The sequence below is a fragment of the Roseimaritima sediminicola genome (assembly GCF_009618275.1).
Taxonomy (GTDB): Bacteria; Planctomycetota; Planctomycetia; order Pirellulales; family Pirellulaceae; genus Roseimaritima; species Roseimaritima sediminicola.
The window spans coordinates 20118-46782 of sequence record NZ_WIAD01000028.1; the positions used below are offsets into that span (position 1 = coordinate 20118).

The window sequence follows — 26665 nt, forward strand, 5'->3', positions numbered from 1 at the left end:
GAATCTATGTAGGACTCGGAGCATTAGAAGGCAATGATTTCTCCCCTCTCCCCCGCGGCGCCGCGAGCGTCAGCGAGTGAAGCAGTGGTGGGAGAGGGGCCGGGGGTGAGGGGGCTCGGGTGCAACGGAATGGCTGTTTGCGCACGCCTTTCCGATTCCCGCACCGCAGCGAAAGACGGAGGCGGTGCTGCTCTGCTGGTCCCCCTCACCCCCAACCCCTCTCCCCCGAAGCCTGACTCGCTTAGGCTCGCCAGGCTTCGGGGGAGAGGGGAGTAAACGATTCTTCTCATACACAGAATCCGCCGGAGTCAGGAAATTTGCAATTTGCAATTTGCAATCTCCTCCCCCCAAAACAAACCGCAGGCCAACGAGCACGCTCCAAACTCGCCACTCGCCACTTAAACTCTGGCGAGTTCAGCTACAGCTCTTTGATCGCCGCCAGCAAGCGGTCGACTTGCTCGTCGCTGTGCGCTGCCGAGAGGCTGACGCGCAGCCGGGAGGTGCCTTCGGGGACCGTCGGCGGGCGGATTGCCGGAACGTAGAAACCCTGCTGCCATAGCTGCTCCGCCGCCCGAACCGCGGCGCCGGTGCTGCGCAGGCGAATCGGTACGATCGGTACGCCGGCCGCCAAGCCGTCCAGATCGCCCGTGAATTTGCCCATCGACGCCAGCCCGCGGCGCAGCCGCCGAGCCAATTGCTGGACGCGCTGCCGCCGCTCGGGCTGCTCCCGGACGCTGTGCAGTGCCGAGAGCGCCGCAAGGATCGTCGCCGGGGCGGCGGCCGTGCTGTAGATCAACGGCCGGGCGTGGTTGATCAGATAATCGATGACGACCTGCGGACCGACCACAAAACCGCCCTGCGATCCGAGCGCTTTGCTGAGCGTCCCGATGCGAATCGGCACCTGATCCTTGACTCCCAACGCCTCGCTCGCGCCGCTGCCATCGCGGCCCAGCACTCCCGTGCCGTGGGCCTCGTCAACGATCAGCGTGGCATCGTGCTGCCGGGCGATGTGCGCCAAACGATCCAGCGGCGCGATGTCACCGTCCATGCTGAACACGCTGTCGGTGACGATCCATGCCCGGCGGAAGCGGTGGCGGTGGTGATTCAGCAGGGTGTCGACGATGTCCGCATCGCCGTGCGGATAAACAAACCGCTCCGCTTTGCTCAGCCGGCATCCGTCGATCAGGCTGGCGTGGTTCAGCGAATCGCTGAGGATCAGATCTCCGCGGCCGGCAAGCGCCGAGACACATCCGCTGCAGGCCGCATAGCCCGAGGGGAACAACGCCGCGGCCTCGGTTTGTTCCAGTTCCGCCAGTTGTCGGGCCAGCCGATGATGCAGCGCCGTATAGCCGCACACCAAGGCGCTCGCACCGCTGCCCCGCTGGACGAGCGGCGCCGGCCCGTTCGCCTCACCTGGCACCGCGTTCGCCTCACCCGGCACCGCGTCCGCCTCATCCGGCCCGTCCGCCTCATCCGGCAACGCGTTCGGCAAATTCAGCGGTTGACCGGCCAGGCCCAGGTAATCATTGGACCCGAAGTTCACGTGCGGGGCATCGACGCCGCCGGGCCACAGCGGGCCGCTGGCGGGAACCGGACGAAGGCGACGGCGGAGGCCGTGGTCATCCAGGTCGTCCAGTCGTTGCTGCATCCATCGGAAGCGCGGATCGTTTCCAGGCGTCAACGCTCTGGCTCACTGCGTACGAACGATGTCGACGAACCGGCGAGCGAGGTCGATCCCGCACTCGGTGCCGAACGATTCGGGGTGGAACTGCACGCCGTAGACTCGCTGCGAACGATGCTCGACGGCCATGATCTCACGACCGTTCTCGATCAGGACCTTTTCGTCTTCGGCCGTCTCGGCGGTCACGATTAATTCTTCCGGAAACGGTCCTTCGGGATCGATCATGATCGAGTGGTAACGCATCACCGGGGTATCGTCGGGAATCCCTTCCAGGACGCCCGAATCCCGCAGGATGTGCAGTCGCGTGGTTTTGCCGTGCATCGGATACGCGGCGCGTTTCAATTTGGCTCCGTAGGCCAACGCGATGCCTTGGAATCCCAGGCAGACGCCCAGGATGGGAAATCCCTTGGGGCCGAAGCGAAGGATTGCATCGGAGCAGTGGCCGAAGTAGTCGCGGTCGTCCGGCGTGCCGGGACCAGGGCTGATGATCAGCCCGTCGTAGTGGCCGCCGTCCAGGTCCGCGATAAAGGGTTCGTCGTTGCGGCGTACCGTGACCGAGACGTCCGGCAATTGACCGAACAGGTGATGCAGGTTGAACGTGAACGAATCGAAGTTGTCGACCAACAGTAGCCGCGTCATTTGCTCAACTCCTGCAGGGTTTGTTTCATGGCCGCCAGCTTGCGTTCCAGTTCGGTGTACTCTCGCTCGGCCACCGAATCCAGCACCACGCCGCTGCAGGTTTGCGAGAAGCACTGGTCGCCGTTGCAGAACAGGCTGCGGATCGGCAGGCAGAACGCGCTGTCGCCGTTAAAGCTGAAGCGTCCGACCGCTCCGCCGTAGGGACCGCGGGGCTGGTTCTCGTTGCGGTTGATGATCTTCATGGTTTCGATCTTCGGGGCTCCGGAAACCACGCCGCCGGGCAGGATCGCGGCCAGCAGATCGTAAGCCGTTTGTCCTTCGGCCAATTCGCCCACGACATCGCTGACGATGTGCTGGACGTGGCTGAACCGGATCAGGTACATCAAACTGGCGATTCGTACCGTGCCGATCCGACAGACCCGCGAAAGGTCGTTGCGATGCAGGTCGACCAGCATGTTGTGTTCGGCGATTTCCTTGGGATCGGTTAACAAGGCTCGGGCCAGTCGCCGGTCTTCCAGCGGATCACTGCTGCGGCCGGTGGTTCCCGCCGTAGGCGTCGTCAAGACGGCCTTGTCGGTATTGGCGATCAACACTTCCGGGCTGGCCCCCATCAGTTCCACTTTGCCGAACACGACGTAGAACATGTAGGGGCTGGGATTGATCTGCCGCAGTTTGTCGTACACCGCGATCTTGTCGCCGCGGATCTCGTACAGCGATTTAAATCCGACTTCGGCTTGGAACGTGTTGCCCGCTCGGACTTCCTCCAGCGTGTTCTCGATCGCTTCGGTGTGCTGTTGGCGATCCTCGCTGTGCCCCAGGAACTGGACGCTGTCCAGTTGAGTGGGAATCGTCAGGGCGTCCAGGTCAGCCAGCGCGGGCTGGAAACTCTCGCGGCGATCTTCGTGATAGGTGTAGTAGTGGCAGATGCCTGTTTCGTTGTCCAGAATCAGCCCGTCGGTGTACAAGCCGAGGTGGAAGGTGGGGTAATCGGGATGCTCCTCCAGCGAGATGGCCGGTTCGAAGTAGTTCACCGCCTCGTAACAGAAGTAGCCCACCAGTCCGCCCTGATGGGTGCGTCCCAGCCGCTGCATCGGAACCTGTCTCTGCAGGTATTCGTACGGGTTGTCGACCTCCAGCACCACCTGGCCATCGTTGTCCCGGCCGGTGATCCGCCGGACATCGGCGGCCGCACCGCGAATCGTCAACTGATTGCCCCTCGCGATGAACTCCACCACCGGGTCGAAGCCGATCGTGAAGTAGCGATCCTGATGCCGGGGCAATTCCAGGGATTCGAAAAAGTAGCACGCCCGCGACCGCTGTTTGAGCGCATAGAACAGCTTATAGAAGTCGATATCGACACCGACTTCCCACTCAAGCGGCTTGCGTTTGAGCCAGGACAGGTTCAGCGGAGCGTCGGCGGAGGAATTCACGGTTGGTTTTTGGTTGTCGGTTTTAGGTTTTTAATTGTTGGTTTTCCGTAGCTGAACTCGCCAGAGTTTGGAAAGGGCAAGTGGCAAGTGGCGAGTTTGGGGCGTGCTCGTTGTCCTGCGGTTTGTTTTGGGGGAGGAGATTGCAAATTGCAAATTTCCTGACTCTAACGGATTCTATGTAGGGCTCGGAGCGGTGGAAGGCAATGTTTTCTCCCCTCTCCCCCGCTGCGCCGCGAGCGTCAGCGAGTGAAGCAGTGGTGGGAGAGGGGCCGGGGGTGAGGGGGCTCGGGTGCAACGGAATGACTGTTTGCGTACGGTTTTTAATCTGCGCCCCGCCTCAAGACACGGCAATAGTGGTGCTGCTCTGCTGGTCCCCCTCACCCCCAACCCCTCTCCCCCGAAGCCTGACTCGCTTAGGCTCGCCAGGCTCCGGGGGAGAGGGGCGAAAACGATTCTTCCCCTACATAGATTCCGCCGGAATCAGCGAATCTCGAATCTCAAATCTCAAATTTCCTTCGCATCCTAGTTGCTCCTCACATGGCCGGAAAGCCAGCGAATTTGCGGACGCCTCGCAGGGTATCGGCGGCGATGTCGCGGGCTCGGGCGGACATTTCTCGCACTTGGGCTTCCACGCCATCGGCGTCGGCCACCAGCTCCTCGCGACGGCTGCGGAAGCGGCCGGTCAATTCGACCAGGCTGTCGGCTACGGCGCCTTTGAGTTCCGAATACTTGAGTTGTCCGCCGCGGTAGTCCGCTTCCAGTTGCTCGGCGACCGTGTCCGCTTGGCAGGCTCGCAGGATCGTAAACAGGTTCGCCACGCCGGGGCTCATGTACTGGTCTTCGGCCAGCTCGCCGGTGTCGGTGACGGCCGTCTTGACCTTTTTGCGGATGCTGGCTTCCTCTTCGAACAACCCGATGTAGTGCTTGGCTCCCGCACTCTTGCTCATTTTCGAATCGGGTTGAGCCAGGGACATGATCCGCGGCGTCTGGGTGTATAGGGCTTTGGGTTCGGGAAAGAAATCCGTGTCGAAGCGTTGATTGAAGCGGCGGCCGATGCTGCGCGACAGCTCCAGGTGTTGTTCCTGGTCCTTGCCCACCGGCACGGCGGCCGCTCGGTAGGCCAGGATGTCGGCGGCCTGCAGGACCGGATACAGGAACAGTCCGGCAGAAATAAATTCGTCGGCCGTTTCACGCTGCAGTTTGGCGGATTTGTCTTTGAACTGTGTCATTCGCGACAGTTCGCCGTAGGCGCACTGCGAGCTGAGGATCCAGCACAATTCACAGTGTTCGGGGACCAGCGACTGGACGAACAGGGTGCTTTTCTCGGGATCGACCCCGCAGGCCAACAGGTCGATGACCATGTTGCGCGTGTTCGCCCGCAGTTCGTCCGGGTCGTAGGGCATCGTGATCGCGTGCATGTCGACCACGCCGTAGACGCAGGAATGTTTCTCCTGCAGCTGGACCCAGTTCGCCACCGCGCCGAAATAGTTTCCGATGTGCAGGGCGGCCGTCGGTTGGATACAAGACAGTACGTCCGGCAGAGCAGTCACAGAGGGTTCTCCGGTTGGGGGGCGGTAACGAGGCCGCGGTTGAAGGGGACGATGGAACGAAACGGGGGTGGGGCTAGACGCTGAAGCGGAAGTGGCAGATGTCGCCATCTTGGATGACGTAGGCTTTTCCTTCCACGCGCAGCTTGCCCGCGTCGCGGATCTCCTTCTCGCTCTGGTGCTCTACCAGGTCGGCCACGGTGTAGACTTCCGCGCGGATAAAGCCGCGCTGCATGTCAGTATGGATCACGCCGGCGGCTTCCGGTGCGGTGGCCCCGACCGGAGTGGTCCAGGCTCGCACTTCTTGAACGCCGGCGGTGAAGTAGCTTTGCAGGCCCAAGGTCTCGTAGGCGGCCCGGGCCACCTGATGCAGGGCCGGTTCGCTCAAGCCGACCGAGTCGAGCATTTCCTGGCGATCTTCTTCGTCCAGTTCGGCGATTTCCGCTTCCAGTTTCGCGCTCACCGGGACGACGCGAGTGCCGCGCTGCTGGGCGTACTCGCGCACCTTTTGCACCAGTTCGCCCTGCCCTTCGAGGTCGTCCTCGTCGACGTTGGCGATATAGAGGATGGGTTTGGCGGTCATCAGCCCGTAACTGCTGATCGCTTTGCGCTCGGGTTCGCCCAGCTGGAGCGTCCGCAGGGGCTTGTCTTCGGCCAGGTGTTTCAGGCAGTCGTCGATGGCGGCGACGCGCAGTTTGGCTTCTTTGTCTCCGCCGCGGGCACTGCGCTGGGCTTTGGGCAGGGCGTTTTCCAGCGTATCGATGTCCGAGAGCATCAATTCGGTTTCGATCGTCTCCATGTCGGCCACCGGATCGACGTGGCCTTCGACGTGGATCACATCGGGATCTTCAAAGCAGCGGACGACCTGGATGATGGCGTCGACTTCGCGGATATGGCTGAGGAATTTATTGCCCAGCCCCTGCCCTTCACTGGCCCCTTTGACGATCCCCGCGATGTCGACCAGCTTCAGGATGGCCGGTACCACTTTCTTGGGCTGGATGAACTGGGCGATTTGTTGCAAACGGTCATCCGGCACACTGACGATCCCCTCGTTGGGTTCGATGGTGCAGAATGGATAGTTTGCGCTCTGTGCCCCTTGGCTGGAGGTCAGGGCGTTGAACAGGGTGCTCTTGCCCACATTGGGCAAGCCGACGATACCGGCTTCCATGACGCCGTTTAACCTTCTTGGGTGGGGACGATCGCAGGGGGAGAACGATGAGTGGTGAATGCAAAAAAATCAGACGCCGAAATCCTACCCGATCCGCGGTGATTTGAAACGGCGGGGTAAACCTGGCTCGCGTGCCGACCGGACCGGCCGGATGAATGAACAGCGGCAAAAAAGCCTCCCCAAGAGCCCGCCGAGCGTCTGCCACTTTGCCGCGAATGGGTTAAGCTATCGGCTCTTGACCCACCCGCCACCGTTCAACCCGCCGCACGCCGCATGTCCACGACCGATCCATTCCTGGCAGAAACTGAAAAAATCCAAGCCGCCCAGCGTCGTGGCGGACTGGCCAAGTGGGGGCTGTACACACGCTTGTCCGGCCCGGGCTGGTTGCAAGGAGCGATCACCCTGGGCGGAGGTTCGCTGGCCGGATCGCTGTACCTGGGGGTGGTCATGGGTTACCACCTGATGTGGCTGCAGCCCCTGGCGATGATCCTGGGCGTGATCATGCTCAGCGCGATCAGCTATGTCACGGTGTCGACGGGCCAGCGACCCTTTGACGCGATCAAACGGCATGTCAGCCCGGCCCTGGCCTGGGGTTGGTTGGTCGCCACGATGATGGCGAACATCGTCTGGTGTCTGCCGCAGTTTGCGCTGGGTACCGCGGCGCTGAAACAGAACTTGGTGCCGGCGATGAACACGCCCACCGGGACTTACCTCGCCGCGTTCGGGCTGTTGATCGTGGCGACGACGGTCGTCTGGTTTTACAACTCAGGCAACTGGGGCATCAAGTTGTTCGAGATGATCCTCAAGGCCCTGGTGGGGATGGTCGTGCTGTGTTTCTTTGGCGTCGTGATTGCGATGACCTACAGCGGGTCGCTGCAGTGGGGCGAGATCCTGGCCGGTTTCATTCCCAATCCGTCGTACCTGTTCAAGCCGGTGCCGTCGATGGAAGTGCACGTGGCCGCCACGGGCGACAGCGCCGCGTACTGGCGCGGTTTCATTTCCAACATGCAGAAGGACAAGATCATCACCGCCTTTGCCACGGCGGTGGGGATCAACATGACGTTCCTGTTGCCCTACTCGATGCTCCGCAAGGGCTGGGGCAAGGTGCATCGCGAACTGGCCATCTTTGACCTCTCGATCGGTCTGATCGTGCCCTTCGTGCTGGCCACCGGATGCGTCGTGATCGCCTCGGCCAGCCAGTTCCATGGCAACCCCGACGACGTGCTGGCCCTGGTGGCCGCCACCGACGAGTCGGCCGCCGGACAGCCCAAGGAGGTCAAGAAGTACTACGACCTGGTCGATGGCCGGTTAAAGGAGGAAATGGGGGATTCGTTCCAAGCGGTGGCGGACGACCCGGCCGGATTGGCCGCGGCTCGCGCGGCGCTGCCCGAGCGGGATCGCTATATGGCGGCGATGTTGGCCGAGCGAGACAATATGTCCTTGGCCAAGACGCTGGACCCCCTGTTCTCGTCGGACTACGCCCAGAAACTGTTCGGCGTGGGCGTGCTGGGGATGGCGATTTCGACCATCATTATTTTGATGTTGATCAACGGCTTTGCCTTTTGCGAAATGATCGGCGTGCCGCCCGAAGGCAACATGCACCGCTTGGGGTCGATGATTCCCGCGGTCGGGGTTCTGGGGCCGTTTGTGTGGTCGCAGGCCGCCGCGGCCTTGGCGACGCCGACATCGGTGATCGGCGGAGCGATGTTGCCGATCGCCTACGTCACCTTTTTACTGCTGATGAATTCGCAACGATTGCTGGGCGACGCCATGCCTCGCGGGGCGGCTCGCTGGCGCTGGAACATTTTGATGGTCCTGGCCACCTCGGTCGCCACCTTCGGTTCGATCTGGGGTTTGCGGGGTAAGACCATGTACGGCTGGCCCATCGGCACCGCCGCCTTGGCGTTGCTGGCGGTCCTGTTGATCGTGGGCATCGTGTCGTTCCTCAGCAAGAACCGTGCGGCCGCGGACGCCGGTCGGGATTGACCCGGCATCAAGATGAACCCAGCGGCGGATCAACCCGGCGTTGGGGCTCGTGTCGCGTTCTCGGGCAATCCCGGACGCCGCTGACTCTTCTCTCTCTCGCAATCAAGTTCAGGACGGACACTCGATGACGCATAACGATCGCTGGGTTTCGATTCGCGAAGCTCGCCAGGAGACCTCCGTTGGCAAAACCGTCGAGGTCCGTGGCTGGGTGCGCACGCGGCGTGATTCCAAAGCCGGATTCAGTTTTGTAGAGCTCAACGACGGCAGCTGCTTTGGCAACCTGCAGGTCGTCGCGCCGGGAGAGCTGGACAATTACGCCGAGGAGGTCCAGAAGTTGACCGCCGGCTGCAGCGTCGTGGTGGTGGGCAAGATCGAAGCCTCGCCGGCCAAGGGGCAGGCTACCGAGCTGCACGCCCAGTCGGTCCGCGTGCTGGGCTGGTGCGATGGGGAAACCTATCCGCTGCAAAAGAAACGGCACTCCTTCGAAAAGCTCCGCGAGTGGGCGCATCTGCGGGCCCGGACCAACACGTTCGGCGCCGTGACGCGGGTCCGCAACCAGATCTGCGACTCGATCCACAACTTCTTCCAAGAGAACGAGTTCTACTACATCCAGACGCCGATCATCACGGCCAGCGACTGTGAGGGCGCGGGCGAAATGTTTCGCGTTACGTCGCTGGACCTGGACGGATTGGCGAAGTCGGGCCGGCCGGTCAATTACGAATGGGACTTTTTTAACAAGCCCACGTACCTGACCGTCAGCGGCCAATTGGAAGCCGAAACCTATGCCACGGCCCTGGGACGCGTGTATACGTTTGGTCCCACGTTCCGCGCCGAAAACAGCAACACCAGCCGGCACCTGGCGGAGTTCTGGATGGTCGAACCCGAGGTGGCGTTTTTCGAATTGGCCGACAACATGCGGCTGGCCGAAGCCTTCCTCAAACGCATCCTCACCGATTGCCTGCAGCAGTGCGACGAGGACATGACGTTCTTTGAACAACGCATCGCCCCGGGCGTGATCGAGCAATTGACCCGCGTGGTCGAGCAGCCGTTTGAGCACATGACGTACACGGCGGCCATCGAAGTGCTGGAGGGCTCGAACGAATCGTTCGAGTACCCGATCCGTTGGGGAGCCGACCTGCAAGCCGAACACGAACGTTACTTGACCGAAAAGCATGTCGGCGGGCCGGTGATCCTGACCGATTATCCCAGCACCATCAAACCTTTCTACATGCGCGTCAGCGACGACGGCAAAACCGTCGCCGCGATGGACGTGTTGGTTCCCGGCGTCGGCGAAATCATCGGCGGCAGCCAACGCGAGGAACGCCTCGACGTGCTGCGGCGGCGGATGCAGGAAGCCGAACTGGATATGGACGAGTACGCCTGGTACGTCGACCTGCGCCGCTTCGGGACCGTGCCGCACGCGGGCTTTGGACTGGGGCTGGAGCGGGCCGTGCAGTATGTCACCGGGATGGCCAACATCCGCGACGTCATCCCCTTCCCTCGCACGCCCGGCAATGCCGATTTCTAACGCCGTCGTGGGCCGGCTGGCCCCGTCGCCCACCGGCGCTCAGCACCTGGGCAACGCACGTACCTACCTGGTGGCCTGGTTGGCCGCTCGCAGCCGCGGCGGGCGATTGATTCTGCGGATCGAGGACATCGATTCGCCGCGCGTCAAACCCTGGGCACGGCAGCAGGCCCTGGACGACCTCCGCTGGTTGGGCCTGGACTGGGACGAAGGTCCCGACGTCGGCGGACCGCACGGTCCGTATGTTCAGACCCAGCGAGTGCCGCATTACGAGCAAGCCCTGCAGCGGCTGGTCGAACTCGACCTCGCCTATCCCTGCGACTGCACGCGCAAAGACATCGAAGCCGCCGCCAGCGCTCCGCATCAAGGTCACGAGGGACCGGTCTATCCGGGCACTTGTGCGGCTTGGCGACCGGGCGATGCACTGCCGCAGGCGGGGACGTTTTGTTGGCGGTATCGCACGAGCGATCGCGAGCTGGCCTTCGACGACCCGGTGGCCGGAACGCAGCGAGCCAATCCGGCGCGGGACCTGGGCGATTTTCCGCTGACTCGCAAAAGCGGCGAAGCGGCCTATCAGCTGGCCGTGGTCGTCGATGACGCGGCGATGGGAGTGACCGAGGCGGTGCGGGGCGACGACCTGATCCCCAGCACCTTCCGTCAACTGGAATTGTTTGCCGCCCTAGAGTTAACTCCGCCGCGCTTCATTCACGTGCCCCTGGTGTGCGGCCCCGACGGACGCCGACTGGCCAAGCGGCATGGCGATAGCCGTCTGGACCACTACCGCCAAGCCGGCGTCCAGCCCGAACGAATCATCGGCTGGGCCGCCGCCTCGCTGGGGTTGGCCGAGCGGCCGGAGCCGATCGCCGCGAGTGAACTGGTCGAGACCTTTGCGCTGGACAGGATCCGCACCGAGCGGGTGATCGTCCAGCCGAACTTGTTTGGCTGAGACCGTTCTGAAAGGTCATTTTCTCCCCTCTCCCCCGAAGCCTGGCGAGCCTAAGCGAGTCAGGCTTTGGGGGAGAGGGGTCGGGGGTGAGGGGGATTGCCTAACCGATCGCTTTCAAATCCCGGGCGATCGGGCCCAGCGTTTGGGTTTGCTCCGCGGTCAGCTCGCCCAGCAGCGGCAGCATCGGACCGGTCTCGGCGATTTCCGCCAGCTCCACGGCCCGGTGCAGTACCCGGATGGGATGGATGCCGTTGCGTTGGTCTTCCAGCGGTTCGAACTTTCGACGAATCGATTCCGCCGTGTCGTAATCCTTGTCCTGGATCGCCCGCAGCATCCGCATACTCAGTTTCGGAGCCACGCACACACAGCCGCTGGTAAAGCTGACGACGCCGAAGTCTCGCATGTGGACGATGGCCGGTTGTTCGCCGATTCCGCTGACGATGCGGTCGGCCGGCGCGACCTGCAGGATCTCGCGCAGGTAATCGTCCTGCTCGGGCCGGTCTCGGACGACGGCGTACTTGATCCACGAAATCAGCCCGTCATCGACCAGTTTGCCGACCGTTTCCGCCGGCAGCCAGCGATCGAATTTCAGGTACAGCACGACGGGTTTCTGCAAGGCTTCGGCCACCCGTCGCACGCCGCACGCGATGCCTTCGGCGTCGGCGATGTCACGAGCCGGCAAGACCATGGCGGTGGGGAAATCGAAATCCTTCAAGACTTCCGCCTGGTCCATCATCGTTCCGTAAGCCGGACCGATCGAGGGCACAATTCCCGTGGTGGGCTGGGCCGCTTCGGCCAGCATCTGGCAGATGTCCGCGTATTCCCTTTGGCGGATGTGGTAGAACACCGCGTTGCCGCCGTACAGCACCAGGTTCACGCCGCCGGCTTCCAGGTACTGAATCATCCGGCGATTCTGCTGGGGACAGGCTTGGAGGTTCTTGTCACGAGCCAGGGGAGGTACGGCAAAGACGCTTTGGGCAAGACGCTGAGGGGTTTGAGGCTGGGTGTCCATCGAAGCGGTCCGAGCTGGAGGGAAAGGCGGTGGGAGGGATATAAAAAAACGCCGTGCAGGCTATGACTATAGCCGCGGAGCAGGATCAAGTAAGCTGGGGCGGCGGTATACCAAACACGGGTATACCAAACGCGGATGTGAGGGAAACAACAAAGCGATGAAGGAAGAACGTAACGCGATCGTCATCGGCGGTGGATTGATCGGCCTGTGGAGTGCCTGGTACCTGATCGAGCAGGGCTGGCAGGTGACGCTTCTCGAACGCGACCGCATCGGCAGCGGGGCCTCACACGGCAATTGCGGATACGTCAGCCCCAGCCATGTGATGCCGCTGTCGACGCCCGGCGTGGTCGCCAAGTCGCTGCCGATGGTCCTCAAAGGCAACGGCGCCCTATCCATTCCACCCCGCTTCGATCCGGGCCTCTGGAAATGGTTGTACCGGTTTTGGCGCGAGTGTACCGAAACCAAGGTCCAGCGGACGGCGATCGCGCGGCACGCTCTGCTGGCTTCGGCGATGCAGCTGTACCGCGAATTCCTGGCGGAGCATCCGGTGGACTGTGAGTGGCAGGACGAGGGCCTGCTGTTCGTCTGGAAATCCAAACGCGACTTCGCGGATTACGCGGCCACAGCCGAGCGACTGCAGCAGGATTTCGGACTGAATCTGAAAGCCTACGAAGGCGAAGCGGTGCGGGATCTGGAACCGGCCCTGCGAACCGGCATGGCCGGCGGATGGCACTTCCCCGACGACGCCCACATCCGTCCCGATAAATTATTGACCCAGCTCCGCGGCCAACTGGAACAGCGCGGCTGTGTGATCCACGAACACACGCCGGTCGAACGCCTGCGGATCGAAGCCGGACGGCTGCAGGGGTTGGAGACGGGCGGCGGAGCGATGACGGCCGACCTGGTCGTGCTGGCCACCGGCGCCGAAGCCCCCCGGTTTGCCAGGCCGCTGGGGGCCCGCATTCCGATCCAGCCCGGCAAGGGTTATTCGTTCACGATGACGCCGCCGGCGGGGGCCCCGCGAATCCCGATGATCTTCGAAGAGAAACACGTGGCCGTGACGCCCATGAAGACGGCCTTCCGCGTCGGCTCGACCATGCAGTTCGTGGGCTACGACAAAACCCTCGACCAGCGCCGCCTGAACATGCTGCGGCAGTCGACGGTCGAACATCTCCAGACGCCGCTGCCCGAGCAGGTCGACGAACAGTGGTGCGGCTGGCGGCCGATGGTCTACGACGGTTTGCCCTGCATCGATCGGGCTCCGGCGGCCAGTAACGTGATCGTCGCCGCCGGCAACGGCATGGTGGGATTGGCCAGCGGCACCGCGACCGGCAAATTGGTCGCGGAACTGGCCAGCGAGGTCACGCCCCACATCGACCCGGCTCCCTACTCATTGTCGCGATTCCGCTAGGATCCCGATTAAACTGTTTGGCTTCGGCGTGCGAATCGGGCTTCGCACGGTCTCCTCCTTCTGCTCCGCTCCCACGGTACCCTCTGGCATGCCTCGCTGTGATCATCCGTTTCGTCATCGTCTCGCACTTCTCCTGCTGTGCCTGCCGGCGCCGGCGGCCCTGCCGGCGGCCCTGCCGGCGGCCCTGCCGGCGGCCGAACGGGCTGCCGAACGGGCGCGACCGCAGTTCGAAGACGGTCAGGCCCAGGTCGTCAAAGCCTTCGAGGATCCCGATTACTGGATCCGGCACGATCTGTGGGTGCAGACCGAGTTCGATTCCGACGACGACGGACGTCCCGACCGCGTGCACGTGGCGGTCACTCGGCCGCGGCAAACCGAGACCGAAGGCCTGAAGCTGCCGGTGGTGTATGTGACCAGCCCCTACTTTGCCGGCGTCGGTTCGGGCGACAAAGCGTACTTCTGGGATCCCCAGCACGAACTGGGCGAGACGCCGCCGGAACACAAGAAAGATCCGCCGATCGAACGCAAGGGCTCGCGTCCGATCATCTCCAAAGGCCACACCGAGCAGTGGGTGCCGCGGGGCTACATCGTCGTGCACTCCTCGTCGCCCGGAACCGGACTCTCGCAGGGCTGCCCGACGGTCGGTGGCAGCAACGAATCGCTGGCCCCCAAGGCCGTGATCGACTGGCTGTGCGGCCGCGCTGCCGGATACACCACGCCCGACGGCGACGAAACCGTGGCCGCGACCTGGAGCACCGGCAAGGTCGGGATGACGGGCACATCCTACAACGGCACCCTGCCTCTGGCGGCCGCCACCACCGGCGTCGAGGGACTGGAAGCGATCATTCCCATCGCCCCCAATACGTCGTATTACCATTACTACCGGTCCCATGGCCTGGTGCGTCATCCCGGCGGTTACCTGGGCGAAGATATCGACGTCCTGTACGACTTCATCCACAGCGGTAACCAGCAACGCAACGCCTTCTGCGACTGCACCGTGCGGGACACCGAAATGGCCCAAGGCATGGACCGCATCACCGGCGACTACAACGATTTCTGGGCCGGCCGCGATTACCTGAATCAATTGGACAAAGTGTCGGCCGCGGTGCTGATGTCGCACGGCTTTAATGACTGGAACGTGATGCCCGAGCACAGCAACCGGATCTCGCAGGCCCTCAAGGCGCGGGGCGTGCCGGTGCAGATCTATTACCACCAAGGCGGTCACGGTGGCCCGCCGCCGATGCGGATGATGAATCGCTGGTTCACTCGCTACCTGCACGGCGTGGAGAACGGTGTCGAACAAGATGCTCGCGCGTGGATCGTGCGCGAAGGCGACAAGAACGACGAACCGACGGCCTATCCGGATTACCCACACCCAGAAGCCGAAGCGGTCACGATGTACCTGGAGGGCGACGCCCCGCGGCGCGGCGCTCTGGTGCTCCAGCAGCCCGATGCGCAAGAGCCCGAAACGCTGGTCGACAACGTGTCGTTCGACGGAGCGGCGTTGGCTCGAGCCGAATGGACGCAACATCGTTTGATGTTTGTCACGCCGACGCTGGCCCAGCCGCTGCATCTGTCGGGAACCGCGCGGCTGCGAATCCGCTTGGCCAGCAGCAAGCCGGCCGCCAACCTGTCGGTCTGGTTGGTCTCCTTACCCTGGAACGACAAGCAGGACGCCAAGATCACCGAGAACATCATCACCCGCGGCTGGGCCGATCCCCAGAACCACCGCTCGATCCGCGAGAGCGAGCCGCTGGAGCCGGGAGAGTTTGTCGAGCTGGCCTTTGACCTCCAGCCCGACGACCAGGTTTTGCCGGCCGGTCAGCAGATCGGATTGATGATCTTCGCCAGCGACCGCGACTTTACGCTGTGGCCCGAGCCGGGCACGGAGCTGACCGTGGACCTGGACGCGACTCGGTTGCAGTTGCCCGTCGTCGGCGGCGGATCCGCCTACAAAGCCGCTCTGGGGGATGGTTGATGGTTGATGGTTGATGGTTGTGTCGTACTCGATTTGAGCTTCGAGATTTGCTGACTCCGGCGGAATTCATGTAGGGCTCGGCGCGGTCAAATGCAACATTTTCTCCCCTCTCCCCCGCGGCGCCGCGAGCGTCAGCGAGTGAAGCGGTGGTGGGAGAGGGGCCGGGGGTGAGGGGGCTCGGGTGCAACAGGATGACCGTTTGCGTACGCCTTTCCGATTCCCCCATCACAGCGAAAGTCGGAGGTGGTGCTGCTCTGCTGGTCCCCCTCACCCCCAACCCCTCTCCCCCGAATCCTGACTCGCTTAGGCTCGCCAGGCTTCGGGGGAGAGGGGAGTAAACGTCTTTTTTATAGAAGACAACATTTTCTCCCCTCTCCCCCGCGGCGCCGCGAGCGTCAGCGAGTGAAGCAGTGGTGGGAGAGGGGCCGGGGGTGAGGGGGCTCGGGTGCAACAGAATGCCTGTTTGCGTACGCCTTTCCGGTTTCCGCACCGCATCGAGGTACGGCCAGGGTGCTGCTGCTCTGCTGGTCCCCCTCACCCCCAACCCCTCTCCCCCGAATCCTGACTCGCTTAGGCTCGCCAGGCTTCGGGGGAGAGGGGAGTAAACGTCTTTTTATGCATAGATTCCGCTAGAGTCAGGGGATTGGAGATTTGCTGACTCGAGCGGAATCGATGGTTGGCTCGGCGCGATAGAAGGCAATGTTTTCTCCCCTCTCCCCCGCGGCGCCGCGAGCGTCAGCGAGTGAAGCAGTGGTGGGAGAGGGGCCGGGGGTGAGGGGGCTCGGGTGCAACGGAATGACCGTTTGCGTACGCCTTTCCGATTCCCGCACCGCATCGAAACACCGAAGTGGTGCTGCTCTGCTGGTCCCCCTCACCCCCAACCCCTCTCCCCCGAAGCCTGACTCGCTTAGGCTCGCCAGGCTTCGGGGGAGAGGGGAGTAAACGTTTTTTATGCATCGATTCCGTTAGAGTCAAAAAAAACAACAACCAACAACCAACAACCAACAACCAACAACCAACAACTAACAACTAACAACTAACAACTAACAACTAACAACTAACAACTAACAACTAACAACTAACAACTAACAACTAACAACTAACAACTAACAACCAACTCCGCCGCGTCGTCGAACTCGGCGGCTTGGTGCGACCAGTCGAGCCGAGCGGCGCGGCGGGCGGCGGCTTGCCGCAGCTGACGCAGCGCCTCGTCATCGGCCGCCAGACGCCGGATCGTCGCTTCCAGCTGGCCGGCACTGCCATCGTAAAACGCGGCCGCCCCGTGACCGTCCCCGTACAGCTCCGGATACGCCAAGTCCTCGGGCAGGATCGGCGCCGCGCCGGCTGCGGCGGCTTCCGCGATCGCGATGCCGAAGAATTCGTGAGCCGCCGTGGACACGACCACGTCCATCTCGCCGAGCCAGCTCTGGTACGCTTGGCGCGAAGCGGCGAACCCGCTGTGCAGGATGTGTGGGTGGCAGATTTCGTGCAGCTGATGGTAGCAATCTGGCATCTGACGAAAGGTTTCTCCCAGCAGGATCAAGCGAAAATCCTGGTCGGGCGGTCGCCGGCGCAGTCGCTCGATCGCTTCGACGAAGACTTCGGGACGCTTGTCGTGTTCCCATCGCGAGACCCAGCCGATGTTCAGCGGGGCTTTTGCTGTTAGAGCACGAGCCGCCACCGGCGGTTTCTGCCGGATCGTGATTCCGGGGTAGAGGCACCGGCTGCGAGCCGCGATTTGGTCCAGATCATCCAGATGGTCGTGGTCGGGCATCCGGCGAAGAATGCGTGAGGCAGCCGATAGAAAACTTTGGCGGTGGTACTGCGAATTGAACCACACCGCCTCGGCGGCAACGGCCGAGAGGAAGTTCGTGTAGCCGTAATGCAGGTCCGGCGTCTGGCCCGGCGACAGCGGATACGTCCACTGGTTTTCGTGAAAGTAGAGCACGGCGGGAAGATTGGCCCAGGGCGGGCCGACCAAGCCTTTCCAGGCGGCCAGGTCCAGCATATCCGAAGCAAAGATCAGGTCCGGCACCGGCATCGCTTCGGCTCGGCGGTGCGTTTGCTGGGCCAGCGTCAGGGCGGCGTGCCGCATCCGCCATTTCCAGTGCCGCCCCGGCAAACCGAGGACCGTGATCTGGTGTCGCGAGTTGTCCCGCCAGGCGCGGAGCATCGCCGCGTGGCTGCCCCCGTGAAAAGGTTCGATCGCCAGGATGTTTAAATGGGGCACAGGCAGGTTCACGGCCGGGGCAGCCGATGCCGCTGGATCAGAAAAACGGCCGCGACGACCGTTTGGTCGCCGCGGCCGCGGAAGGCTCAGTCACGGTTGGACGCGAGGCTTACTTGTCCAGTGTTTTGATCGACACGTTGCGAAACTGCACCGGGTCGCTGTGGCCGGCGAAGCCGAAGTGGCCTTCGGCCAGGTCTTTGCCGGGGTGGGCGCTATCGGCCATGTATTCGGTGATTTCCGACAGGTCGGTGTCGAGGATCACCGAACCGTTCAGTTCGACGCGGATCTTCGAACCGTCCACGGTGACCTCCTGGAAATTCCATTCGCCGACCGGACGCAGGTAACCGCGAGCGGCGGCGGCCATGCCGTAGGCCGAGCCGTGGAATTGACGCGGATCCAGTTTGGCGTATTTGTCGGCCGTGTTATCCAGGACCTGCAATTCGGTCATGCCCTGGTAGGCCGGGTTGCCACTGCCGGGATAGCGGATGGCCAGGCCGTTGTTGCCGCCCGGAGGCAGCAGGAATTCCAGGCGCACTTTGAAGTCGCCGTAGGTTTCCTCGGTGTACAGGGTGCCGCCGTGGCCTTTGCGGCACTGGATCGCCCCGTCTTTGACTTCGTAATCGGCCACGGCACCGGCCCAACCGTCCAGCGACTTGCCATCAAAGATGGGCTGAAAACCGTCGTCGCTGTGGCTGGCCAGGATCTCGTTGGCCTCTTCGCTGCCGATGCGGCGGACCTTGACGTCCTTCCACTGGATTTCGCCGCCGTGGGTTTGTAATTGGATCGGGCCGGAGGCCAGCAGCGGCTGGGAGCGATCCCAGTAGTTGTGCATCAGGGCGTGGTCGACGACCAATTGATCGTTCAGCCAGACGCTGGTACGCGCCCCGACCTGCACGATCCGCACGTCATTCCACTGGCCAAACGGTTTGTCCGCTTTGACCAGTGGGTCCTTGCCGGGCGCGCCGGGGGCGTTGTTCCAGAGGCCGCCGGAGCCTTTGTCGGCGCCGATCTTCCATTTGCCTTCGTCGGTCGTGTCCCAGATCTGCACCTGGGGCGTTCCTCGCAGGTAGATCCCGCTGTCGGCTCGGGGCACGGTTTTGTATTTCAGACGCAGTTCGACGTCGCCGTAGTCTTCGTTGGTGGTCAGGTACGCACCGTGACCATCATTGATGATGACGCCGTCTTCGATCTTCCAGTGCTTTTTGATTTCCTCGTTCCACTTGGCCTTCTGCTCCTCGCTCTGGTCGTCGTACTTGCGAGGGTCCAGGTTCGGCATGCCATGCCACTGGGACAGCAGGTCGTCGCCGCTGGAGAGCAGTTTGAAATCGGCGTCTTGGGGCTGGTCGGCGAAAGCCAGCGGAGCGGCCAACAGGGGCAGCAAAGCCAAGCCCAGCAGGCGATAAAGTTCGATGCGCATCGTGAGGTGGGGTCCTACAAACAGGAAAGGAGGAAGGGAATCGAATCCGCACGGGCGACCGCGGCTCGGGACGGGCGACCGCCGGAGGGACGCCGCGTTGCGGTGCGGCCCTATTATGCCTCAGGGAGGCCGCATTGGCATCCTGGCCGGGGATTTTTTCGGTCTCGGTTCCAGCCCCCGCGGGGGGCTGTGGAGACCGCTGTGCCATTTCCAGGGGCCCGGCTATTGACGAAACCACCTCGGCCTTCGTATTCTCTTGGACTCCCAGATGAGCGAATTCGCCAGCGTAGCTTCAATTGGCAGAGCATCGCATTCGTAATGCGAGGGTTGTGGGTTCAAATCCCACCGCTGGCTCTCTTGTTTCTCCAGGCTGCAACGCTCTGCAGCCCCTACCGTCCCGCGGAGACACTCCCGTTATGGCCGAAGCCGAAGTTGTCGATTTGAAGGAAGTGGTGCTGGCAAACACCTCTTTTGGTCCTCAGGAAATTTCGAACATTCGTTCGGCGATTGCTTCGGATTTCACGCATTTTGGCGAGCTGCGCGATGCCGTTGGCCAGATGGAGCAGGACGAAAATCGCAGTCCCGCCACGCAGACCAAACTGGGCGTCTGCCAGTTGTTGCTGGGCAAATTCAAGCAGGCTCGTGAGACCCTCAATAGCTCCGATGGCGGGGCCCTGGCCCAGTTCTATCTGGGACGCTGTGCCTTCGAGCTGGGGGAGTACACCGAGGCGATCTCGCAGTACGAAGCGGCTCAGAAAGCCGGCTACAGCGAAGACGATTGCAAGCTGGCGATCGCCGAAGCCAAGCGGTACATGCGGGATTTGGACGGTTCCATGGCGATCCTGGACGATATGTTCGGGCCCATCGAGCAGACCGCCGAATATCAGTACCAGCGAGCGGCCACCGTGGCGGCGATCGGCGACAAGATGCCCGAAGCCATCAACCACTACGAACGTGCCCTGCAGATCGACGAGTCGCATGCCGGTGCCCTGTTCGGGTTGGCGTTGGAAAACGATCGTCATGGCAACGACGACGAAGCGGTCGCCTTGTACGAACGAGCCGCGGCCGCGTTCCCCACCGGCGTTGGCGTGTTGATCAACCTCGGCACCATCTACGAGGATCGCAACCAATTCGACCGCGCCCAGGTGTGCTACCGGCGGATCCTGGAATGTTACCCGGACCACCCCCGTGCCACGTTGTACATGAAGGACGCCTCGGCCCTGGGCAACGTCCTGTACGACGAGGAAACCCAGCGCCGAAACGATCGCCTGGCTCAGGTCCTGAACCTGCCGGTGGCGAACTTCGAGCTGTCGGTGCGAAGCCGCAACTGCCTGCAGAAAATGGGGATCGAGACCCTGGGCGACCTGACTCGCACGTCCGAAGGCGAGCTGTTGTCCAGCAAGAACTTTGGCGAGACCAGCCTGTACGAGATCCGCGAGATGCTCTCCAGCAAGGGCTTGTCGCTGGGGCAATTCGCACACGAGAAGAAATCGCCCGATCCGCCGATCGATACCTCGCACATGTCGCCCGACGAACAGGCTCTGTTGGATCGACCGATCTCGGACCTGAACCTCTCGGTGCGGGCTCGCAAGTGCATGGTCCGGTTGGGCCTGAACACGATCGGGGAACTGGTTCGCAAGACCGGCGACGAGATGCTCGAGTGCAAGAACTTTGGCGTTACCAGTCTGACCGAAGTCCGCGAAAAGCTGGACGAACTGGGCCTGAAGCTTCGCGGTGACTGATCCGGCTCCGGAGCCCGCCGCTGCTGGATCGGGACGCTTTCCCTTTCGGTTGCTCGCGAGCGATTCGCAAACCCAAGCTCGGCGGGGTGTCTTTACCACGCCGCATGGCGACGTGCAGACGCCCACCTTTATGCCGGTCGGTACCCAGGCCACGGTCAAAGGTGTCACCGGCGATTCTCTGCGGGAAACCGTGTCGACCCTGCCCGACGTGACCGCCCAAATGATTCTGGGCAACACGTACCACTTGGCCCTGCGCCCCGGTCACGAGCTGGTCCGCAAGCTGGGCGGCCTGCACCGGTTCATGAACTGGGACGGCCCGATCCTGACCGACAGCGGTGGGTTTCAGATCTTCTCGCTTTCGGCCCTGACCAAGATCGACGAACGCGGCGCCGTGTTCCGCAGTCACATCGACGGCCGCAAGATCGACCTGACGCCCGAACATTCGATCGAGATCCAGGAATCGCTGGGCAGCGACGTGGCCATGGTCTTGGATCATGTGATCGCCCTGCCCGCTTCGGACGAAGCGGTGATCGACGCCACCGAGCGATCGGTGCGCTGGGCACGGCGGTGCTTGGATGCGGCCACCCGCGACGATCAGGCGCGGTTTGCCATCGTGCAGGGCGGACTGGATGAAACGATCCGCGGCCAGTGCGCCCGCGATCTGGCCCCGCACGGTTTCGAAGGCTTTGCTATCGGCGGCTTGAGCGTGGGCGAACCGCCGCCGGACATGTACCGCGTGATCGCCGCCACCTGCCCTCACCTGCCCGCGGGCAAGCCGCGTTATCTGATGGGCGTCGGCCGCCCGATCGACATGCTCGAAGCGATCGCGCGCGGCGTCGATCTGTTTGATTGTGTGATGCCCACCCGCAACGGTCGCAACGCCTTTGCGTTCACCGACCAGGGGCCGCTGAAGCTGCGTAACGCCGTTCATCAGGACGATCCGCGGCCGCTGGAGGCCAACTGTCCCTGTCCGGCGTGCCGGCACAGCCGGGCCTATCTGCGGCACCTGTTCGTCGCCGGCGAGATGCTCGGCCCCATCCTGTTGACCCTGCACAATCTGACCTACTACCAGCGGATCATGCACCAGGCCCGGCAGGCGATCCTGGACGGCACGTTCGCCGAATTGCTGGCTCGCCACCGGGAACTGGACCGTGCCGGGGCTGCCAAGGCGGTATAATACGGCTACCACCACCCAGGCGGATGGGAACGCTCGGGTTCCCCCGCCGCGGTCAGGTTTGCTGCCGTCGTGTCGTCCATCCTCTGACGGCGGTTCTTCGTTGCCTTCTTGTGATAGTTCGAGCCATGTTGCGATTGCTTTGCGGCTGGATGCTGGTCACTGTGGGGCTGGTCATCGTGGGGCCGGTCACGGTGGACCTGGTCACGGTGGACCTGGTCAAGGCGGATCTGGGGCTCCGCGTCTCTGGCAAGGCGTTCGCTCAGGACGCCGCGGCGGAGGAACCGGCAGCGAGCGAAGCCAAACGCGGCTACCTGATCGAGGTCCCGCTGCCGATCACGGCCGACAGCAGCCAGGCGATCGTGGCGACGCTGAAGTCGTTGGCGGAGAAAACCTCCGGTGCCGGGCGACGGCAAGCGGTGATCCTGCAGTTTGGCGACCCCGACCGACCGGGCGATGGCCAGGGAACCGAACTGGAAAACTCCCAGCGGCTGGCTCGCGCGATCGGTAGTCCCGAACTGCGATCGCTGCGCATGGTGGCTTTTCTGCGTGGGCCGGTTCGCGGGCACGCCGTATTGACGGTGCTGGCCTGCGATCAGGTGATCGTCACCTCTGACGCCCAGCTGGGCGATGCCGGGTTGGATGAACCCGCCTTCGACGAGACGGTCGCGGTGATGTACGAATCGATCGCCGGCCGCCGCGGTATTTTTCCCAAGCCGCTGGTGCGGGCGATGCTGGATCCGGACATGGAACTGGCTCGCGTCACCCAGGTCGACGGCTCGGAAGTCTTTGTGGGAGGGCAGCAATTAGCCGAGATCCGCGACCAAGGCCAGAACCTGCAGGAAGAACAGATTTCTACCGTCGGGCAGACGGTGTTGTTGGGCAGCGATCAACTGCGGGCGGCTCGTTTGGCCAGCCACCGCGTGGCGTCGGCGCGGCAGGCCGCCGATGTGCTGGACATCGCCGAATTGGCCGAACCCGAAGCGGTCAAGCAGGTCAGCGTGGAATCCGGCACCCTGATCGAATTAAACGGCAACATGACCGGGGCCAAAATCCGCCGTCTAGAAGCGAACCTGGCCGCTCCGCAGAGCCAGGAGGCCGGCGGGGCCTGGGTCGTAGCGATCGACAGCCCCGGCGGCAGTCTGAACGACAGCATGCGTTTGGCCAGCACGTTATCGATCGTTCCCAACGAAGGCCGTGTGGCCGCCGGCTGGGTCGGCAACGAGGCGTTGGGTGATGCGGTCTTGGTCGCGGCCGCCTGCCGTCCGCTGTTGGTCAGCGCCGAGGCGCGTCTCGGCGGACCGGGCGCTCAGAACCTTTCCTCCGACCAGGTGCGACAGTTGCGCGAAGCGATCCAGCAAGTCGCCGGCGATGCCGGTCGCCCGGCCGCGCTGCTGGAAGGATTGTTGGATTCTCAACTGGTCGTATACCGCTACACCGATACCAAGACGGGCCGCGTGCGGTACGCCACCGAGCGGCAAATCGAATGGGAGGTCCAGCAGGAACAGGCGCCGAGCGAGCGGTGGTCGCAGGGAGCTCGGATGGATCTGGCCGACGGCCTCAGCGGGGCCGAAGCCGTGGAGCTGGGGTTGGCCGATGGGTTGGCCGACAGTCTGGAAGATGTCAAGGCGGCGATCGGCTTGCAGCAGCCGCTGAAACGCGTCTCCGACCGCCCCGTGATCCGCGCCGTGGAATGGCTGGGCAATCGCCCTTTTCTACCGATGCTGTTGCTGTTGATCGCGTTTATGACGTTTTCGATGGAGATCAGTGCGCCGGGGTTGGGCGTGCCCGGATTCATCTCGATGCTGTGTTTCGGGTTGTTCTTCTGGATGAGCTTTCTGGCCGGGACGGCGGAATGGCTGGAGGTGTTGGCGTTTACGCTGGGCGTGATTTTTATTCTGATCGAGATCTTCGTCGTGCCCGGGGCGGGCGTGTTCGGGCTGGGCGGCCTGCTGTTGTTGGTCGGCGGAGTCGTGTTGACCAGTCAAACCTTTGTGATCCCGCAGAACCCCTATCAGTACGCCAAGACCACCGAGACACTGTGGACCGTGATCGTGGCCTGTGGTGGCCTGCTGGGCGGCTTTCTGTTGCTCCGCCTGCTGCTGCCCAACACCAAACTGTTCGGCTACCTCCACCTGGCCACGCCGGATGCCGAAATCGTCGAGCAACGTGAGCAGTTGGTCGACTACCACCACCTGTTGGGCGCCGTGGGTACGGCGATCACGCCCCTGCGGCCGGCGGGCAAGGCGCGAATCGGCGACGAAGTGTTCGCAGTGGTCAGCGACGGGACGGCCATCGGCGACGGCGAAGCGATCCGCGTGTTCGAAGTCCACGGCAACCGCATCGTCGTCGAGTCCGCCGCCGAGAGCGAAGGTTGATTTGAGATTTGCCGGCTCCGCCGGAATCTATGGTTGGCTCGGAGCGGTAGAAGGCAATCTTTTCTCCCCTCTCCCCCGCGGCGCCGCGAGCGTCAGCGAGTGAAGCAGTGGTGGGAGAGGGGCCGGGGGTGAGGGGGCTCAGGTGCAACGGAATGCCTGTTTGCGTACGTCTTTCCGGTTTCCGCACCGCATCGAGGTGCGGCCAGGGTGCTGCTGCTCTGCTGGCCCCCCCTCACCCCCAACCCCTCTCCCCCGAAGCCTGACTCGCTTAGGCTCGCCAGGCTTCGGGGGAGAGGGGAGTAAACGGTTTTTCCCGTACACAGATTCCGCCGGATTCTATGGTTGGCATGCGAAGCTCCGGGCGCTGCAGCCGCGCCCGGGGCTACCACAATCAATCGCTCCGCAACATCGAGGATGTTCGAGAACGAACGTCCTTAACTCGCCTCCTGCGCCTCCCTCTCCCGCAGCGCTTGATCGACCTTGGCTCTTGTCTCCTCGTCCAGCTGCCACTGCATGGCGGCGGCGGTTTCTTCGATCTGATGCGCTCGCTTGGCACCGCACAGGGCGGCGGTGATGCCTTCGCGACGAATCGTCCAGGCCACGACCAACTGGGCGACCGTTCGCTGGTGAGCGGCGGCGATCTCGCGCAGGCGGTCGACGAAGTCCTGGTTCCGCTGCCACTGTTCGCCTTGGAACATCGGATACTTTGCGCGGCTATCGCCGGCGGCGAAGCGGTGGTCGCGGCGGAGTTTTCCGGCCAGCAATCCTTTCATCAGCGGCCAGTAGACAACGGCCGCGACGTCGTGTCGGCGGCACCAGGGCAGGATGTCCTGTTCGATCTCGCGCTGCAGCATGTTGTACGGTGGCTGGACCGCGGCGAGCGGACACTCGGCAGCGAACCGGTCCAGTTGTTCGGTGTCCAGATTCGACGCGCCCACTGCCCGCGTTTTGCCTTCGTCCAGCAGCGCCTTGAGCGCTCCGGCCGATTCGGCCACCGGCACGTCGGGGTCGGGGGCGTGCAAGTACAGCAGATCGACGTGGGTGGTGTTTAAACGCTGCAGCGACCGTTCGCATTCTCGTCGCAGCGTTTCCGGCCGGGCGCACAGCACGCGTTGGCCTTGCTCATCCCAGTGCATGCCGCCCTTGGTCGCCAACACGATGCGGTCTCGATCGTTCGACAGCGCCTGGGCGATCAGTCGTTCGCTCTCGCCGTTGCGGCCGTAGCCGTACGCCGTGTCAAAGAAATTAATTCCGGCGTCCAGGGCCGCCCGCAACGTCCGCCGGCTGTCCTCGTCGTTCACGTTCACGCTGGTCATTCCGGCGATGGGCCAGCATCCCATCGCGACCGGCGAAACATCCAGGTCGGTATTGCCCAAGCGTCGCAGCACGGTTTGCGTCCTTTGTCTCGTTGCGGTCCGGCCAGAGATAGCAGGGGCGGTGAAGGGGCGCACCCGCTGATGCAGACCAATTGTAGCCGCGGCGGGTGGGTTTCGCAGCGGTTACAATAAACCCGCGGATCAACAGGCTGCCGAGCAGTGATCCTTGACCACGAGCCGGCGCCGGCTCGTGAGATTCCTCCACCCCGATATCTCTTTGCTGGTTGGTTCCCTTCCATGGATGTGCCCCCATCGGCTGCGTCGCAAGACGCGAGTCCCGACGACGATCCGTTCTACGATGTGTATGACCGCGAACAGCCCGCTTATGGGATGACGCCTTCGGCCGAATTGGCCGCCTACCTGCGGCAGTGTCATCCCGCCGGCAGGGCCCTGGATCTCGGTGCGGGCGGAGGGCGTGATACGCTGGAACTGGCTCGAGCGGGATTGCAGGTGGTGGCCATCGATCGCTCGCAGCGCGGGCTGGATCTGGTCATGCGCCGTGCCGAAGCGTCCGGCTTGGCCGCCCGCGTCACCACGCAAGCCATGGATGTGCAGGACTGCCAACTGGAACCGAATGCCTACCGTGTGATCGTCGCCACCACGGTCCTGGACCATATCCCGATGCCGGCCAGCCGGCGGCTGTGGCAGCAGATGGTCGCCGCCCTCCAGGAGCGAGGTGCGATGTACGTAGAGGTGCACACCAGCGATGATCCGGGCTCGAGTTACGGTGCCGGGGCCCAGCGGCAGGGACCGGTCAGCGAGACCGCCAGCCACGTGATCAATCACTTTCCGCCCAACCGGCTGCTGCAAATGGCGATCGAGACGCCGGGCCTGCGGGTCCTGCGCTATGAGGAACGCGCCGAGTGGGATTACACTCACGGGCCGGAGCATCTGCACGCCAAGGCCGTCCTGTTGGCGACCAAGGCGACGCTCTCGCCTGATTGGTACGGTTACCCGGCCGCCTTTACCCGCCGCGGCAAGTAGCTGAATGCCCGTAGCTGAACTCGCCAGAGTTTGGAAGGCAG

18 protein-coding genes and 1 tRNA gene are annotated in these 26665 nt (G+C 63.2%); 10 read left to right on the forward strand and 9 right to left on the reverse strand.

Annotation, left to right across the window (positions count from 1 at the left end):
- Positions 1 to 418: 418 nt before the first annotated feature.
- From GE027_RS13995 to ychF, 5 genes are all read right to left on the reverse strand, one after another.
- Positions 419 to 1681 carry an aminotransferase class I/II-fold pyridoxal phosphate-dependent enzyme gene (locus GE027_RS13995; protein WP_237607538.1) on the reverse strand — a complete coding sequence of 421 codons (1263 nt, stop codon included), beginning with the start codon at positions 1679 to 1681 and terminating at the stop codon, positions 419 to 421.
- A 9-nt stretch (positions 1682 to 1690) separates the two neighbouring features.
- Entirely contained in the window at positions 1691 to 2320 is a 630-nt protein-coding gene (locus GE027_RS14000) for an anthranilate synthase component II (protein WP_153557830.1), read from the reverse strand.
- Entirely contained in the window at positions 2317 to 3750 is a 1434-nt protein-coding gene (locus GE027_RS14005) for an anthranilate synthase component I family protein (protein WP_153557831.1), read from the reverse strand. The genes GE027_RS14000 and GE027_RS14005 overlap by 4 nt, the downstream gene beginning before the upstream one ends.
- Before the next feature lie 533 nt (positions 3751 to 4283).
- The gene (trpS, locus tag GE027_RS14010) at positions 4284 to 5300 is read right to left on the reverse strand and encodes a tryptophan--tRNA ligase (protein WP_202617419.1); all 1017 of its coding nucleotides are present in this window, start codon (positions 5298 to 5300) and stop codon (positions 4284 to 4286) included.
- Positions 5301 to 5373: 73 nt separating this feature from the next.
- A complete protein-coding gene (gene ychF, locus GE027_RS14015; RefSeq protein ID WP_153557833.1) occupies positions 5374 to 6465 on the reverse strand; it encodes a redox-regulated ATPase YchF in 1092 nt (363 codons plus the stop codon).
- A 273-nt stretch (positions 6466 to 6738) separates the two neighbouring features.
- Here ychF and GE027_RS14020 point away from each other — a divergent pair, with 273 nt between their 5' ends.
- The 3 genes from GE027_RS14020 (at position 6739) to gluQRS (ending at position 10922) form a co-directional block, all read left to right on the forward strand.
- Positions 6739 to 8451 carry a divalent metal cation transporter gene (locus tag GE027_RS14020; RefSeq protein WP_153557834.1) on the forward strand — a complete coding sequence of 571 codons (1713 nt, stop codon included), beginning with the start codon at positions 6739 to 6741 and terminating at the stop codon, positions 8449 to 8451.
- A gap of 124 nt (positions 8452 to 8575) precedes the next feature.
- Positions 8576 to 9979 (forward strand): asparagine--tRNA ligase, encoded by a 1404-nt coding sequence (gene asnS, locus GE027_RS14025; RefSeq protein ID WP_153557835.1) that lies wholly within the window; start codon positions 8576 to 8578, stop codon positions 9977 to 9979.
- Positions 9966 to 10922: a tRNA glutamyl-Q(34) synthetase GluQRS gene (gene gluQRS / locus GE027_RS14030; protein ID WP_153557836.1), complete on the forward strand. Its 957-nt coding sequence runs from the start codon at positions 9966 to 9968 to the stop codon at positions 10920 to 10922. The genes asnS and gluQRS overlap by 14 nt, the downstream gene beginning before the upstream one ends.
- A 100-nt stretch (positions 10923 to 11022) precedes the next feature.
- Here the strand turns inward: gluQRS and GE027_RS14035 are convergent, their stop codons facing one another.
- Complete coding sequence (locus tag GE027_RS14035; protein ID WP_153557837.1) at positions 11023 to 11934, reverse strand: dihydrodipicolinate synthase family protein; 912 nt, start codon at positions 11932 to 11934, stop codon at positions 11023 to 11025.
- A gap of 157 nt (positions 11935 to 12091) precedes the next feature.
- Between GE027_RS14035 and GE027_RS14040 the strand changes: the two genes are divergently transcribed.
- Positions 12092 to 13345, forward strand: a complete 1254-nt coding sequence (locus GE027_RS14040) for an NAD(P)/FAD-dependent oxidoreductase (RefSeq protein WP_153557838.1) — start codon at positions 12092 to 12094, stop codon at positions 13343 to 13345.
- An 88-nt stretch (positions 13346 to 13433) separates the two neighbouring features.
- Positions 13434 to 15323, forward strand: coding sequence for a Xaa-Pro dipeptidyl-peptidase (locus tag GE027_RS14045; protein WP_153557839.1), 1890 nt, complete (start codon positions 13434 to 13436; stop codon positions 15321 to 15323).
- A gap of 1099 nt (positions 15324 to 16422) precedes the next feature.
- Here GE027_RS14045 and GE027_RS14050 read toward each other — a convergent pair.
- Together GE027_RS14050 and GE027_RS14055 are read right to left on the reverse strand one after the other, a co-directional pair.
- Positions 16423 to 17565, reverse strand: coding sequence for a tRNA-queuosine alpha-mannosyltransferase domain-containing protein (locus tag GE027_RS14050; protein ID WP_162006734.1), 1143 nt, complete (start codon positions 17563 to 17565; stop codon positions 16423 to 16425).
- 97 nt (positions 17566 to 17662) lie between these two features.
- Positions 17663 to 18970 (reverse strand): 3-keto-disaccharide hydrolase, encoded by a 1308-nt coding sequence (locus tag GE027_RS14055; RefSeq protein ID WP_153557841.1) that lies wholly within the window; start codon positions 18968 to 18970, stop codon positions 17663 to 17665.
- Between the two features lie 280 nt (positions 18971 to 19250).
- On the opposite strand from GE027_RS14055, the gene GE027_RS14060 reads away from it, so the two are divergent.
- The 4 genes from GE027_RS14060 (at position 19251) to GE027_RS14075 (ending at position 24264) form a co-directional block, all read left to right on the forward strand.
- Positions 19251 to 19324: transfer RNA gene (locus GE027_RS14060), tRNA-Thr, on the forward strand.
- A 62-nt stretch (positions 19325 to 19386) separates the two neighbouring features.
- Positions 19387 to 20712, forward strand: a complete 1326-nt coding sequence (locus GE027_RS14065; protein ID WP_153557842.1) for a DNA-directed RNA polymerase subunit alpha C-terminal domain-containing protein — start codon at positions 19387 to 19389, stop codon at positions 20710 to 20712.
- Positions 20705 to 21889, forward strand: a complete 1185-nt coding sequence (gene tgt / locus GE027_RS14070; protein WP_390621599.1) for a tRNA guanosine(34) transglycosylase Tgt — start codon at positions 20705 to 20707, stop codon at positions 21887 to 21889. The genes GE027_RS14065 and tgt overlap by 8 nt, the downstream gene beginning before the upstream one ends.
- A 125-nt stretch (positions 21890 to 22014) precedes the next feature.
- A complete protein-coding gene (locus GE027_RS14075) occupies positions 22015 to 24264 on the forward strand; it encodes an NfeD family protein (RefSeq protein ID WP_153557843.1) in 2250 nt (749 codons plus the stop codon).
- Between the two features lie 434 nt (positions 24265 to 24698).
- Here GE027_RS14075 and GE027_RS14080 read toward each other — a convergent pair whose 3' ends face one another.
- Complete coding sequence (locus GE027_RS14080) at positions 24699 to 25652, reverse strand: aldo/keto reductase (RefSeq protein ID WP_237607539.1); 954 nt, start codon at positions 25650 to 25652, stop codon at positions 24699 to 24701.
- 225 nt (positions 25653 to 25877) lie between these two features.
- On the opposite strand from GE027_RS14080, the gene GE027_RS14085 reads away from it, so the two are divergent.
- A complete protein-coding gene (locus tag GE027_RS14085) occupies positions 25878 to 26624 on the forward strand; it encodes a class I SAM-dependent methyltransferase (protein WP_153557844.1) in 747 nt (248 codons plus the stop codon).
- The last annotated feature ends 41 nt before the right edge of the window (positions 26625 to 26665 follow it).